Source organism: Mesorhizobium onobrychidis (genome assembly GCF_024707545.1).
Lineage (GTDB): Bacteria > Pseudomonadota > Alphaproteobacteria > Rhizobiales > Rhizobiaceae > Mesorhizobium > Mesorhizobium onobrychidis.
On sequence record NZ_CP062229.1, the window covers coordinates 4226909 to 4241535 of the forward strand.

A 14627-nucleotide genomic window follows, 5' to 3' on the forward strand; every position below is an offset into this window, starting at 1 on the left:
CACGTCTGGCCTTACAATCGAAATACGACCTTTAACTTAACTCAGAACGTCGAACTGGCGCAGAATCCAGGAGAACTGGTATATGACGCGGCGGCAGCGAAGGCTCGTCACGACGCTGCCTTTCTTGTCCGCTCGAACATGGGAATGACGTTGTCGGTGTTCGACGGCCGCTCGCCGGTACCCGTCACCCGGTCGAGGTCGCCGCGCTTGCGAAGGCGGGCCGCATCCAGAAGCATGCTACCGGCCCAGCGATAGACATTGTTGTCGCGGACCATCTCGCGCATGGGCCGCATGCGCTCGCGCTGTTCGTCCGGCGTCATGGTCAGCGCCTGCAGCAGCGCCTCGCTCGTCATGGCCGTATCGTAGGGATTGACGATCAATGCCTCCAGAAGTTCGCGCGAAGCGCCGGCAAAGGTGCTGAGCAACAGCACACCCTGTTCGTCGTCGCGCGCCGCGACGAATTCCTTGGCCACCAAGTTCATGCCATCATGCAGGCTGGTGACCATGCATATGTCGGCGGCGCGATAGATCTCGTAGACCTGTTCCTGCGCGTGATGTTTGAACACCATCAGGACCGGACTGTAGTCCTCGCTGCCGTAGCGCTGGTTGAGCTCGTCGACATAGCGGCGGCATTCATCGTGGAGTTGCCTGTAAGCCGGGAGTGTGCTCCGGCTGGGTGCCGCGATCTGCAGGAAAACCAGTTTCCCGACCCATTCGGGATATCTCGTGAACAATTCTTCCAGCGCCTTGAAACGGTCGAGAATGCCCTTCGTGTAGTCGAGACGCTCGACGCCGACGCACAGTTTCACATCCGCTTTCAGTCCGAACCTCTCGCGCAGGCGGGCGCGGCATTCGTCGACATCAGGCAGTTTTGCCAAAAGTTCGGCCGGCCATTCTATGGAGATGGGATAGGCGTGCACTAGCGTCGTCCGTCCGCCGTAGGAGATCGCCGCATCGGCCCGCTCTATACGGCTTTCCAGGAAGCGATCGACGCTTTCGGCGAAATTGTTGGCGTGGAACTGGGTATGGAAGCCGATGATGGAGCTGCCGAGCAGGCCTTCCAGGATCCGTTCACGCCATGGACAGATGCTGTACACTTCCGAGTTGGGCCATGGGATATGCCAGAAAGTGATGATGATCGCCTCGGGCAGGTGCTCGCGGATCATGCGCGGCAAGAGCGCGAAGTGGTAGTCCTGGACCAGCACAATCGGCCGGTCGTTGCGCGCTTCGGCAACCACCGTATCGGCGAACTTCCGGTTGACGGCCTCATAGGTCTCCCAATCCGACGCGCGAAAAATCGGGCGGGTGAAGGCGATATGGCAAAGCGGCCACAGACCTTCATTGGCGAAGCCCAGATAATAGCCCTGGTATTCTTCCTCCGTCAGCCAGACCCTGCGCAGCGCGTAGGACGGATTGCCAGGCGGCACCTCAATCCGGTCGTTCCTGTCGACCGTGAGACGGTCCGCTGTTCCGCCGCCATAGGCGATCCAGGTGCCGGCACAGGCGCGGGTGATCGGCTCAAGCGCTGAAACCAGCCCGCTGGCCGGTACCAAGAGCTCGACGCCATCATCCTTGATGTTGTGGATGTAGGGCTCGCGGTTGGACACCACGATCACCTGCGTCTCCGGCAGATCGTCGGCTAAAATCTTGCGCAAGGTGTCGGGCGACCATGTGATCAGCGCTGCATCGGCCGACTGGCCGTTCTTTTCGAACTCCCGCAGCACTTTGCGCGCCGCTTCCGAAGCCACGTCCTCGCCGGCGATGTATGTGACCGCTGGCGTGCGGCTATGGCGCCGATGGAATATCGAGAACACCACGGCAACAGCGGAAAGGCCGAGGCTTGCAAGGATCAGAACCCAGAGTACCTCTATGCCATAGTCTGACATCGGAACGACGATTTTCCTGCGGCCGGTCGGTGACCGTTTCTTCTTTGTTTTCGAATTCGCAGCCGGCCACCAGTGATAAGCTGCCGTTCGCCGGCATGATTTTGCAACGCTCAGATGGGCCATCGGTTCCGATAATTGGAGCGCCGCGGTCAGTTCGATGCGCAAAACCAAACTAGGTCCGCACGACGAGCGGCACTAACCCTTCATGTCGGTCGGCGAGAAAGGCGACGACCCTGTCCCCGACACGCTGGAAGGTGAGGTCGACCACCGTTTCGCCAACGCCCAGATGCCTCAGCGTGAGCGTGTCGATACCAATGGGCAGCCTGGGACGGGTGACATGGATTTCGTTGTCCCAGCCGTCGATCTCCAGGCCGAGGCAGGCCTGCATCAGCATGAAGGCAGACCCGGCCGACCATGCCTGTGGCAAGCAGGCGACGGGATAGGCGATCGGTGCTTCGCCCGGCGCGCGAGTAAAGCCGCAGAAGAGTTCGGGCAACCGCATGTTGAAATGGACCGCCGATTCGAAGGTGCTGCTCATCAGCCGGACCACGCTTTCACGCTCGCCAAAGCGTGCCAGGCCGGCGCCGCATATGGCGGTGTCATGCGGCCAGATCGAGCCGTTGTGGTATGACATCGGGTTGAAGAACACAGCATCGTCGGCAAGCGTCCTCAGCCCCCAGCCCGAATGGAAGGACGCCGAAAGCAGCTGGTCGGCGACCATCTGCGCCCGTGCCGGTTCGGGGAGCCCGACATAGAGAAGATGCCCGACATTAGACGTCCGCACCTTGCAGGGCTCGCCTGCGCCGTCGATCGCCAAGGCGTAGAAGCCGAGATCGTCCAGCCAGAAATGACGTTCCACGGCGGCGCGCATGGCCTCGGCGCGGCTGTCCCAGTGATCGGCCCTGTCGTCCTCGCCGCGGCGGCGGGCGAGTGCCGCCAGCCCCCGGAACGCGGCAAAGACATAGCCTTGCACCTCCACCAGGGCGATCGGTCCCTTGGGTATGCGGCCATCTGCATGGAAGACGGAATCGATACTGTCCTTCCATCCCTGGTTCGTGAGGCCGGACTCGGCGGCGCGCTGATAGGTGACGAAACCGGTCGCCCGGCTTGCCTCCTCGGTCCATTCGGCCGCGGCGCAGAGCGACGGCCACAGGCTGTCGATGAACGCCATATCACCGGTACGGTCCGCATAGGCGCAGGCGAGATGGATGTAGAGCGGCGTCGTGTCGACGCCGCCATAGTAGCGGCCGAAGGGGAGCTCCCGCAGCGCCGCCATTTCGCCCTTGCGGGTCTCGTGCATGATCTTGCCCGGCTGTGAATCGCTGAACGGCGACGTCTCGGTCGCCTGGTGCTGGGCAAGGAAAGCCAACACGCCTCGCGCCAGGCCCGGGTTGAGCCACAGCATCTGCAACGCGGAGATCACGCCGTCACGGCCGAACGCCGTCGAAAACCAGGGGATGCCCGCATAGGGATAGGGTCCGGTCGTAAGCTCGGTGGTCAGCAGCGCCACATCCGCGCGGGCCCGCACGACCCAATCGTTGAAGACGCGCCCGGAACTGTGAACCGTGGCGCCATGGCGGCGCTTGGCCCGCATGCCGAAGCGAGCCCGGGCCGCGGCGGCGCGGAAACGATCGCGGTTCGGCGCTTCCGCCACCTCGGGACCGACTTCGACATACAGCACCTTGCTGCTGCGCCTCGTCACGGCAATCAGGAAATCCGCACGGTTGGCCGTCAGGTGCTCCGGCGCCTGCGAGAACGATATCGCCGACATTCGCGCCAGTCCGTCCAACCCGTCGTAGCGAAGCAGGACGGAGGTCGCATCCGTCTCGGCAGCATGAGCCATCCCGCGCTTCAGCCTTGTCGAGCCGCGCACTTCGAACATGTCGCGGAAATCGGCGGCAAAATGCAGCGAAACGCGGATGGCGGAATGTTCCCGGCTGTAATTGGAAAGGGTGATGCGTTCAAACAGCCGGTCCTGCCAAAGCAGCCTGACGCGTTCGATATGGAACGCGCCCTGCGGAATGTCCCGACCATCGACACTTTGCATCGGCAGATTGGTTAGGTTGGAGGTGAAGAGCACATTGTCCTGGCTGAGCGACGCGCCGAGCAGCGATGTCTGCCGGCCGCCGACAGTCAGCCGGAATTCGGAAAGCACGCGCGTGTCGTCACGGAAGAAACCGTCGCCGGCGCCGCGGATATCGCCGTAGGCATCGGCCACGGCAAAACAATCGCCTTGCTTGAGGGCGAACAGCCGGTGCGGCTCCCGAGGTGCGGTGGGATCCAGGGAGGCAAGTGCCACCGCAGGATCAAGCTTGCGCTCGTCGAGTTGGGTCATTCGCTACACATCTCTCTCATTTCGCTCCGCGCCCCGAGGTAACGCCGCTCACGACGCTCTTGCTTCGGCCGAGGCACCGATCAGGCGCGCGTAGGCGGAAACGTAGTCGCGGGTCATTCGTTTGGCGGAAAACCGCCTTTCGAAGACAGCTCGCACCTTTCGCCTGTCGAGACGCAGCATGCCGGGCACCGACGCGACCGCGTCCTCCATGGAATCCACGATAAAACCGGTTATGCCCTGATCGACGATTTCCGGCATGGCGCCGGAATTCCAGGCGATCACCGGCGTGCCGCAGGCCATCGCTTCTATGACGGCAAGACCGAACGGCTCGGGCCAGTCGATCGGGAATACGAGGCCGGCCGCCTTGCCGAGGAATTCCGCCTTCTTGTCCTCCTCGATCTCGCCGACATAGTCGACACGGTCACCGTCGACCAGCGGCTCGATCATCTCTCGGAAATAGGCGCGATCGTCGTCGCCGATCTTTGCCGCAAGCTTCAGTTTCAGCCCCGAGCGCAGCGCGATCTCGATGGCACGATCCGGACGCTTATCGCGCGACATCCGGCCAAGGAAGGCGAGGTAGGGCTCCCCTGGGCTCATCTCGAAAACCGGTTTGTAGAGTTCGATAGGCAGCCCGTGGTGGATCGTCGTCAGCCAGTTGGCTTTGGCGAGCCCCGTTCTTTGGCTACGGGAAACGGAGATCATCGGAAAGCGCGGAAAACGCTCATAGGCCGGCGCCAGATCGACATAGTCGAGCCTGCCATGCGGCGTCGTCACCGTCCGCTCGGGCATGTGCTCGAAAAAAGAAAAATGCAGGAAATGGCTGAGGTGAAAATGAATGATATCAAATTCTTGAGATCGTTTCCTCACCTCGGAAAGCATCGTAAGGTGCGCGGCTGTCTCGGATTTCAGCGGGCGTGGGTCAAGACGCAGCGCACGCTCGCGACACGGCACCAATTTTGCCGACGTTTTTGTATCGCCACTGGCGAACAGCGTTATGTCATGGCCAAGCTCGACCAATCCTTCGGTCAGGTAGGAGACAATGCGCTCCGTCCCTCCATAGAGCCGAGGCGGTACGGATTCATGGAGCGGCGCCACATGGGCTATTCTCATAGTCTGGCATTTCCCTCAAAGACCATCGCTGAAGTCGAAATGCATCACCTCCGCGAACGTTCCCGCCACGGCAAGAAGTCGGGCGATGACTGGCTTTGACTCAGCCGGTCCGCTGCCATTTATCGAGGCTATAGGCGTTTATGCCGGGAACCAATTGGCTGGCCGTGAATTTAATTAGGTTCGATCGAACGCATCGCGATCGACCGGGAGGAACAAATGGATCGCCTACAATTCTTTTCGCCAGTGCGGATTTCGCGCGGGCAGGGGCAGCCTGTGGAAGATATCGAGGGCGTTAATGAAGCGATGGCGTTTTTGCGGAAATGGCCAAAAGGGCGGCGCGGGCCGGTGTATCAATGCGCGCTGAACTGCTGTGCTGCGGCTCTGGCAGGCCGGATGTCTGCCGAGGAAGCAAGAAAGGGTTTTACGGGCTTTGCCCGGATCACCCGGCTGCTGGATGACGACATGGCGCTGCCGATAGGCGGCAAGAATACGGATAGCGTCTACGCGCCGAGGCGATAGACGTCGCTACTGCTGAGGTTGGCCTCTGCTTGTGGGAGCCAGGCTTAGCTGAGCAAGCCGGTGCCACGAACCGCGCAACGCGACGCGCGATCTGCAGGGCCGATGCCCGGGCGCCTGGATCCAAGCCGGCCCCTATGGCAAGACCGAAATGCGCCCCAGAAGAGCCACTAATTCCGCCTGACGTCTCGTTTCGGTCTTGGCGAATAGCGAGGCAAGCTGGGAGCGGATCGTGGTGCGGCTGAGGCGCCAACTGCGGGCGATCTCCAACGGCGCATCGCCCTGAGCCAAGCGCAGCGCAAGGTGCGTTTCCGCGCTCGTCAAGCCAAACATCCTTTGCAGTGTCTGAGGATTTGGCCCCGACCTGTTCTCACGGTCCAGCAATGCCACAATGCTCGTTCCGTCAGGAGCGATAAGGCCGTTCTCTTTCAGTATCACCGGCCTGTCGCCTCTGCTGCGGATCACCACCCAAGAGAGGGAGCCCGGCAGGAAATGGGCCGGAACATTCGCGATCAGCCGCTTTAGGGCTACCGAAAGCTCGCTGGCTGTATCAGCCGGCTCGCCCTGGCGCTCCAGCGTGGTTTGAGCGGCGGCATTCCATTCGATGACTTTTCTTTCGCGGTTCAGTACGAGATAGCCACAGCCGATGCGATCAAGCATCCCCGTGACTGATTCCAGGCTGCGTCTCCGCGGTTCGTCGGCCCCTGCGTCCGGTCGATCTGATGCACCAATCGAATGATAAGCATATGACGGCCGCATCATCTGGGCGCCTGGGTTATACTTGGCTCCTATTGTAACGTTCCGGTTGCCCGCCACAGCTTCACTGTGTCTCTCGATCATCGCCATTTTTAACCTCCCCAAAGGTTCGTCAGCCCGTAGTAAATCGTTCGTGATTTACGAACAGTCTTCTTGCATAGGGCTCGTGAAAAAACGGGCCCTATTACCTTGAAATTCGATATATTCTGAGGAGTTATGACCAAGTCATGCTCCCCCCGCGAGATAAAATGCGCGCTGTGACGGTGGTATGGCAATCCGGCAGTCGTACTAGGTTGTACGTTTTTTGCTCTAGTCTCGACGGCCTAGTCAAAAGGTTGTAGTCTATGCCAATGAACTCGCAGTCGCGCAGGTCGGATTCGAACCCATCAGTCAGACTGCTAACTCACATTGCCTCCGTATTGGTGCTGGCTGCTACACTGATATTTGAAACGAGAGCGTCAGTATATATTGGGGAGGGATCGAGTTTTCTGGAGTTTATACCAGCTATTATTATCATTTCCTACCTTGAAGACCGTGGGCCTGCGCTTGCGGCGACAATCCTGATGGTGGCCGCCGGCCTATGGGCACGAAGCACCCTGCATGGTCAGATATCCAGCGAAGATTGGGCGCGCGCAATTTTGCTTGTGGTTTCGGGCGGCGTGATTGCCGTGACGTTTCATCGCCTGCGGCAGGACTTGCGTGAGCTGCTGGAAGTAGCAGAAGCCAGACTCGCCGCCGTCGAAGCAACTGAAAGCCGCTACCGTTGGGCTTTCGAACGCGCCGCCATGGGATTCGCAAACACCAACGAGAAAGGTGAGCTGCTGCAATCCAACAGACGCCTCAGTGAGATGACTGGCTACGAGGAGGAGGAGCTTGCCCAATTGCGGCTCGAGACACTCGTTCATCCGGACGACCGTGGTGCCTTGGAGCAGTTGCTGGCGGGCCTGGGTAACGACTCTGCTTCGTTCGCTTCGGAGGTTCGTCTGTTAAGAAAGAACGGCTCGGCATTTTGGGCGCGGCTAACCCTGTCTTCGTCCGTGCCCGACGGGGTTCTCTCAGAGAGCATCTTCGTGGTGGTCGACGATATCTCGGAACGACGAGCCGTACACGAAGCGCTTCGGGCTCAGAAGGAGTGGCTGGATCTCGCTTTGTCTGCTGGACGTTTGGCCACGTGGCGGATCGACCTTAAAGACGGGATCGTCACCGGCTCGGGCACGTTCTGGGACATTCTCGGCCTGCCCCCGGCCGCTAGCCGCCGTTTGGAGGAACTGTCAGCCGTCGTCCATCCGGCGGACTGGCCAAAGCTGGTAGCCTCGAGAAAGCTCGCATCAGTCACGAACTACGACGTCGAGATTCGCGTCCGACGACCGGACGGACATATCCGCTGGGTTGCCCTGCGCGGAAGGGAAGAGAAATACGATGATCGTCTACAGCGGCTCGGCGTGGCCGCCGACCTGACCGAGCGACGACAAACCACGCTGCTGCGCGCCGCGGCAAAGAAGCGGGAGCGCATTATGCTCGAACAACGCCACAGGTTCAGCAACCTATTTCCTGTGATCACGGCGCTCGTGAAAATGGTCAATGTTCCCGAGAACAATGTCGCCAGGTACAAGGAGACGCTCATCGACCGGATTCGTGCGCTTGAGGCAACGCATCTGCTCCTTTCAGGCAACAGCAGCGGGTCGGGAATGCTCCACGATCTCGTTGTTCAAGAGTTGCAACCGTACATGGGGACACGCGACATATCAGTCAGCGGTCCTTCCGTTGCGATGTCAGGCGGCGCCGCCGAGAGCTTTGCGATGATTGTTCACGAGCTTGCGACCAATTCCCTGAAACATGGAGCGCTTGGCGATTCAAAAGGCCGGATCGAGGTAAATTGGACATTCGCGTCTGAAGACGCACGCAGTGACATCGTGTTCGAGTGGGTGGAATCGGGGCGGCGGCGGACTTCAAAAGTTGTCCGTCATGGTTTCGGTTCCATGATAATCGGAGTGGATGGGGCGCCGCTTGTCGGTTACTCGCCTAAGTTGGAAATGTCGGATCACGGGCTGCGATATTCGCTGCGGCTGTCGCGCAAGGAAATCGGCCCTTAACGCTTTGACGCAAAAATCGGGCTCGTTTCTAGAAGGCGTAACGCGCAGGTTCAAAGCTTTAGAGCGTCCCTTGCGCGTCCAGGATGCGGCGCTCTAATTGACATCCCTCGTTAGCCAGGTCTTCAGCATAACGGCAGCCTCTGTTCGATTCCGTACCCCAAGCTCACGCAGAACCGCAGCGGCATGAATTTTCGTCGTCGCTTCGGCGATTTCCAGATCGCGCGCAATTTCCTTATTCGAGTACCCCTCCGCCATCAGCTTGAGGACCTCCTTTTGCCTCGAGGTCAGCCTGCCAAGATTGCCACTGGTGGTACGTCGGTGTGGGATATGCTCGGAGGGAGTAGGTACGTGAGTTGCTTGCGCGGCACCCGGGCGCGACAGAAGTGCAGGCACGTAGATGCGGCCCGAGAGGATTTCGTTGACGGCCATAACGACCTCCTCGTCTCTTTGCGACTTTACGATATAGCCGTGAAGTCCGATCGAGAGAGCCGTGAGTATCTCCGAGCGTGAATCGTTCCCGGAAACAATCGCAAATCGCGTATCCGGATAAGCCGACAGAATGCCGCTGAGCACTTCCTGATTGAACAATCCCGGCATGTTCAAGTCCAGCATCGCAAGATCAATGGACGCCTGTTCCGCCAACAGACTGAGTACGGCATCGAAACACGACGCCTCAAGTATTTCCACACCTGGAATGCCTGCGGTCAGTGCCAATCGCAAGCCACGACGATACAAGCCGTGATCGTCGGCGATAACGATTCGATACATTGAACTACCCCAACCAAACCTAGACGGATGGAACGGTCATGGGCCTTAAAGTCGTGGCCAATCACTCGTCGATTCATCCAGTCAACGCCGCGGTGCCCCAACACCGCACGCGTCAGATTGTTAATATAATCCTAAATAACAGGTAAGGCTCCTCTTTTTTTTGACCCTGTGAACGAGAGCCGCTGACGTCGTCGAATTAACTGTTCTTAACATCCAGGACCCATGTGCCAACAGCTCCGGGCCACGAGCTGATCGGCCAAGGGCTGACTGTTGAAGCGCTCCGAGCCGCCGTTGCGACAAGCGCCGGCTTTCGTCGATCAACACGGCTATTGAACGCGATAATGTCTGGATCGCTTCGAATACACGACGACATCCACCCCGACGGCCACTTACCATCCAGCTGCAAAGTCCGGATCAGGGCCGGCGGGAAGCCTTACCGGTCTTTTAACAGAACAAGAACGCGGCCCTCTGTGTCAAACGCTTGCAAAACTAACCCCGATCGGCGTCCAATTTTGACCCCTTGTGGCGATGGCCAGGTGCGACTTCCCGGTTCCGGTGCCGCCGATCAGCCCGCGCATTGAGCCGAACACAGCGGAACGTAGATCGAGCGAGCGCCCTTGCGTTGGCTTCATGATCTGCGATCTTTCGTGCGAAATTGCGGCGCGAACTTGTTGGTCCTGTCGATGATCGGTAAACCGTCTCGCCTTTGCGGGAAGCGGCTGCTTTCCGTTAGCTACCGAAATATTACGATTTGCTTACGTATATGTGCCTTTTGATTAAAATGTAGCAAAATCGTGACGCAGGACCGAGAATTCTGGGATTGGTTTTGCAAGGCTGGGATAGCGGAGATGGGAAAAGCTGATATCCCAATCATGAGGCAATATTCCCAGTCATGCGACAGATGAGAGGCTTGTGATCACCCCTTCCGTTGCATCATGTCTTCAAGCCTATGCCGACAAGTGTTTTTCGATTGCCCATCGAGAATTTTAATGAATTTGAGATACACTTAATTGGTACGCAATTGTCGGACACCGGGACCGGCAAGTCAGGAAGGGGTCTGTCGTGAGCGAAGAGATCAGTGTCGCCGAAGCCTACAGCAAAGGCCGCACCATCTTTCTGGGGCTTGAGTTGCTCATCGCGCCCGGTGCGCTCGTTCCCCGGCCGGAGACGGAGTTGCTCGGCACGACCGCACTTGATGTTCTGAGTCAAATGAACCTGCCGGCGCCGCGCGTTATCGACATGTGCTGCGGGGCCGGCAATCTGGCCTGCGCCATCGCGCATTACGCCCCCACCGCGCTTGTCTGGGCGAGCGATCTCACCGATGGATGCGTCGAAGTCGCGCGCCGCAACGTCGCCCATCACGTCATGGCGGATCGCGTGTCGGTGCTTCAGGGCGACTTGTTCAGTGCTTTCTCGGGCTTGAAGCTAGATGGCACGATGGACATGATCATCTGCAACCCGCCTTACATTTCGGAAAAGCGGCTCGAGGGCGACCGCGCGCATCTGACCGAACTCGAGCCGCGGGAAGCGTTTGCGGCCGGTCCCTACGGCCTGAGCATCCATATGCGGGTGATCAAGGACGCGCCACGTTACTTGCGGCGCGGAGGCATCCTGCTCTTTGAGGTAGGCCTCGGCCAGGACCGCCAGGTCATCAGTCTGCTGGAGCGATCCAAAGCGTACGAAACTATCCGCGCGATCACGAACGAAGCCGGCGAGGGCAGGGTGGTTATGGGACATACCACGCCGCAAGCGTGAGCATGCCGAGACTGCGGCAGGCTCTGTTGCGCTGTCGGCGGCGTAGAACAACGCTAGGCAAGATGTCGGCAATCAGTTTTGCTTGCGGAGAATATATTGCGCAATTCCTTGGATGGAATCGAGGTTCTCCGGCAGGAGTTCGCTGTCTTCGACGGTGATGCCGAAGGTCTCCTCGATGAAGCCGATAACCTCGAGTACCCCTGCCGAGTCGACGATGCCTTGGTCGAGAAGGGACGTGTGGCTCTCCAGAGCATCCGCGTCGGCTATGTAGAAATTCGACGCCAGGAAAGCGCGGATCTGATCCTTGCAGGTTTCGGCTCTATCCTTGGTAGACAACATTGAATTCTCCTCCGCGCGGCGCGAACCACTGATCTTTTTGCTCCCTCGCTGCGTGATATCGCCCAGAACCGCGAACGCGACGAATTAAGCCAATAGTGGCGGCGCTGGCGGTACGCCAGGCGCGATCGGCTGCGCCGCGACGTGACAGCCAACGGGAAGCAAGCGCGGCCGTTTGGCGAAGATCGCGGCTTCATCAGAATGATCGATGAAAAGATTTCGGCCGGCGGCGATGGTGCGGTCGAGCAGATCCGCTTACCCGGCTCTCTGATCAGCTTTTTGGCCTTTTCTTGGTTTATTCGGTGCTTTTGTAGGCCCGCTGGTGTCTGAGTCTTCGGCGGAGACAAAGCAGTATGCAAAGATATGTCCCCGGTTCTCGTCGGTTACGCGAATCCAATCCTTTTCCCACGTTCGGAGAGTAACATGTCGATCTGTCGACATGGCGGCGGCTCTGAAGGGGCTCGGCGCGTTGATGATACGCGCCGCGATCACATCATCGCCCTCCATTTGTTCTACGAGGTATGTCTGCATAAATGCCTCCCCAGGCCCGCTGCAACTTTAACGTCGGTCAAAACGTTCGGTTGCAGCGTAGCAAAGAGATTTTTGATAAATGTGACGAACCGACAAGGCCGCTGCTCGGCCGTTCCGAGAACGGCGGAGGTGGCCCAAGCTCTCATCCGTCGGGGTCGGGCATTGACGGAAGGCCGCTTACGGATCGCTCACATCTCGGGATCTTGCCGCCGCGCTTGATGAGAAAAGGAAACCTGCGTCAAGGTGCGCGGGCGAGGGTTAGCGCTGGGTCGACCAAGCGTCGCGCAACTCGCTGGCCTGGGCGGTCCTGACGCCGCAGGCAGTCAGGGCGCTTTTGGTCGCCGTTACGAGCGCGGCATTGTCCTTGGCGGTTGTGCCGTCGGCCAGAGTGAAATTGTTCTCGAAGCCGACGCGGGCATGACCGCCCAGCAGCGCACCGGCCGTAACGCAAGCGGTTTCTTCCCGACCGAAGGCGCAGAGCATCCAGTGCCCGAAGCGCGGGCGGTCATGTGCAAGGAAGGGAAGCAGGTCGGCCGGTCGCGAAACCTGTCCCGGCGTGTAGCGGCCGAGCACATAGAGCACCGGGATGTCGTCGAAAGGCACCAGCCCGCGCTGCTGCATGGCGGCTAGGGCCGAAGCCTCTTCGGGCGCGTAGAGGATCATCTGAGGGGCGATCCGCTCGCTCTTCAGCCACCACAGGAACTCGGCGAAAGCGGTCTCGTGGGCAGCGTCCGGCACCAGTTCGCGCAGCGCCAGCGAAACCGCCTCAGGGTGGGTAGCGCGAACAATCGCCATCTGCTCGGCCGGCTGGTATCGGCCGACCGCTTCGCTGGTGATCTGGATGATCAGCCGCTCGCCCACCGCATCTCGTATCGCTTTCGTCGTCTCGCGATAAGCGTGCGCGTCGAGCAAATGGCCGCCGTCGCGATCGCGGACATGCGTATGGATCATCGCGGCGCCCGCGTCGAGGCAGGCGGCGGCGGTCCGGGCCAGTTCCTGGGGGCCGATCGGCAGGGCAGGGTGGTCTTGCTTGCCACGCCGTCCACCATTCGGCGCAACGGCGATCGCCGTCGGTGCGATAAATCCGGGGCCGGTCACGTCCCTGTCGACGGTCACAGGTGCAGTCCAATCGTTTCAGTATTGCGCAGTATGTAACATATGTTGCATGATAGGTTCGCTCCAAATCGCGCCATCGTCAATCGAGGAAAGCATGACACACATCCTGCATCGCCAGATCCATGCGACCCTGCCCGTCGCGGCTGGCGGCAAGGGTATCGAACTCTTCGACCGCGATGGCCGCGCCTATATCGACGCGTCAGGCGGCGCGGCGGTTTCCTGCCTCGGCCACAGTCATCCCGACGTGACGGCCGCGCTCCACGCACAGGCCGACAAGCTCGCCTATGCCCACACCAGCTTCTTCACCAACGAGCCGGCCGAGACATTGGCCGACAAGCTCGTCGCTGGCGCACCGCAAGGTATTAGCCACGCCTATTTCGTGTCCGGCGGCTCCGAAGCGGTGGAGGCGGCGCTCAAGATGGCACGGCAGTTTTTCGTCGAAACTGGCAAGCCCGAGCGGCGAAACGTCATCGCCCGCCGACAGAGCTATCACGGCAACACGCTCGGCGCTCTCGCTGCCGGGGGTAATGAGTGGCGCCGTGCCCAATTCCGCCCGTTGCTGATCGACACGCATCATATCGACCCATGCTATGCCTACCGCTTCCAGGAAGCCGGTGAGAGCGTGGAGGCCTACGGCCTGCGCGCCGCCCAGGCGCTCGAGGATAAAATTCTCGAACTCGGTCCGGACACTGTCATGGCCTTCGTCGCGGAACCTGTCGTCGGCGCGACAGCAGGAGCGGTGCCCGCCGTTCCCGGCTATTTCAGGCGCATCCGCGAAATCTGTGACCGCTACGGTGTGCTCCTCATCCTCGACGAGGTGATGTGCGGCATAGGCCGCACCGGGACGCTGCACGCATGCGAGCAGGACGGTGTCGCGCCCGACCTGATGACAATCGCCAAAGGCCTCGGCGGAGGCTATCAGCCCATTGGGGCGGTGCTGCTTTCACGCCGCATTTTCGACGCTTTCGCCGAAGGCTCCGGCTTTTTTCAGCACGGCCACACCTATATGTGCCATCCCCTGGCCTGCGCGGCGGCGCTTGCCGTCCAGGAGGTGATCGCTCGCGACGATCTGCTCGCCAATGTTCGGGCGATGGGCGCACATCTTTCGTGGCGACTGGGCGAACGGTTCGGCAACCATGCCCATATCGGCGACATTCGCGGGCGTGGCCTTTTCATGGGACTTGAGCTGGTCGAAGACCGTTCGTCGAAACAGCCGTTCGATCCGGACCGCAAACTAAATGCGCGCGTCAAGCGCGAGGCGATGGCGCGCGGACTGCTGGTCTATCCCGCGGGAGGCACGATCGACGGCGTCCGCGGCGATCATGTGCTGCTTGCGCCGCCCTTCATCATAGACGCCGCAGCAACCGATGCAGTTGTTGAACGGCTCGGCGACGCGATAGACGCTGCAGTGGCATAGCGCCAGCG

11 protein-coding genes are annotated in these 14627 nt (G+C 60.2%); 4 read left to right on the forward strand and 7 right to left on the reverse strand.

Going from position 1 to position 14627, the window contains the following annotated elements:
- Positions 1-107: 107 nt before the first annotated feature.
- From IHQ72_RS20975 to IHQ72_RS20985, 3 genes are all read right to left on the reverse strand, one after another.
- On the reverse strand, positions 108-1886 hold the full coding sequence (locus tag IHQ72_RS20975; protein WP_258116975.1) for an alpha,alpha-trehalose-phosphate synthase (UDP-forming): 1779 nt from the start codon (positions 1884-1886) through the stop codon (positions 108-110).
- A 172-nt stretch (positions 1887-2058) separates the two neighbouring features.
- Positions 2059-4221: an amylo-alpha-1,6-glucosidase gene (locus IHQ72_RS20980; protein WP_258116977.1), complete on the reverse strand. Its 2163-nt coding sequence runs from the start codon at positions 4219-4221 to the stop codon at positions 2059-2061.
- Positions 4222-4269: 48 nt separating this feature from the next.
- A complete protein-coding gene (locus tag IHQ72_RS20985; RefSeq protein ID WP_258116978.1) occupies positions 4270-5331 on the reverse strand; it encodes a glycosyltransferase family 4 protein in 1062 nt (353 codons plus the stop codon).
- A gap of 216 nt (positions 5332-5547) precedes the next feature.
- On the opposite strand from IHQ72_RS20985, the gene IHQ72_RS20990 reads away from it, so the two are divergent.
- The gene (locus IHQ72_RS20990; RefSeq protein WP_258116979.1) at positions 5548-5850 is read left to right on the forward strand and encodes a DUF982 domain-containing protein; all 303 of its coding nucleotides are present in this window, start codon (positions 5548-5550) and stop codon (positions 5848-5850) included.
- A 132-nt stretch (positions 5851-5982) separates the two neighbouring features.
- Here IHQ72_RS20990 and IHQ72_RS20995 read toward each other — a convergent pair whose 3' ends face one another.
- The gene (locus tag IHQ72_RS20995) at positions 5983-6693 is read right to left on the reverse strand and encodes a helix-turn-helix transcriptional regulator (RefSeq protein ID WP_258116980.1); all 711 of its coding nucleotides are present in this window, start codon (positions 6691-6693) and stop codon (positions 5983-5985) included.
- A 473-nt stretch (positions 6694-7166) separates the two neighbouring features.
- On the opposite strand from IHQ72_RS20995, the gene IHQ72_RS21000 reads away from it, so the two are divergent.
- Complete coding sequence (locus IHQ72_RS21000; RefSeq protein WP_309508601.1) at positions 7167-8696, forward strand: PAS domain S-box protein; 1530 nt, start codon at positions 7167-7169, stop codon at positions 8694-8696.
- Between the two features lie 93 nt (positions 8697-8789).
- On the opposite strand, the gene IHQ72_RS21005 is transcribed toward IHQ72_RS21000, so the two are convergent.
- Positions 8790-9464 (reverse strand): LuxR C-terminal-related transcriptional regulator, encoded by a 675-nt coding sequence (locus IHQ72_RS21005; protein WP_258116982.1) that lies wholly within the window; start codon positions 9462-9464, stop codon positions 8790-8792.
- A 1062-nt stretch (positions 9465-10526) separates the two neighbouring features.
- On the opposite strand from IHQ72_RS21005, the gene IHQ72_RS21010 reads away from it, so the two are divergent.
- Positions 10527-11219, forward strand: a complete 693-nt coding sequence (locus IHQ72_RS21010; RefSeq protein ID WP_258116983.1) for a N5-glutamine methyltransferase family protein — start codon at positions 10527-10529, stop codon at positions 11217-11219.
- A gap of 72 nt (positions 11220-11291) precedes the next feature.
- On the opposite strand, the gene IHQ72_RS21015 is transcribed toward IHQ72_RS21010, so the two are convergent.
- Complete coding sequence (locus tag IHQ72_RS21015; RefSeq protein ID WP_258116985.1) at positions 11292-11558, reverse strand: acyl carrier protein; 267 nt, start codon at positions 11556-11558, stop codon at positions 11292-11294.
- A gap of 786 nt (positions 11559-12344) precedes the next feature.
- Complete coding sequence (locus tag IHQ72_RS21020; protein WP_258116986.1) at positions 12345-13202, reverse strand: beta-keto acid cleavage family enzyme; 858 nt, start codon at positions 13200-13202, stop codon at positions 12345-12347.
- 94 nt (positions 13203-13296) lie between these two features.
- Between IHQ72_RS21020 and IHQ72_RS21025 the strand changes: the two genes are divergently transcribed.
- Complete coding sequence (locus IHQ72_RS21025; protein WP_258116987.1) at positions 13297-14619, forward strand: aspartate aminotransferase family protein; 1323 nt, start codon at positions 13297-13299, stop codon at positions 14617-14619.
- Positions 14620-14627 lie beyond the last annotated feature (8 nt).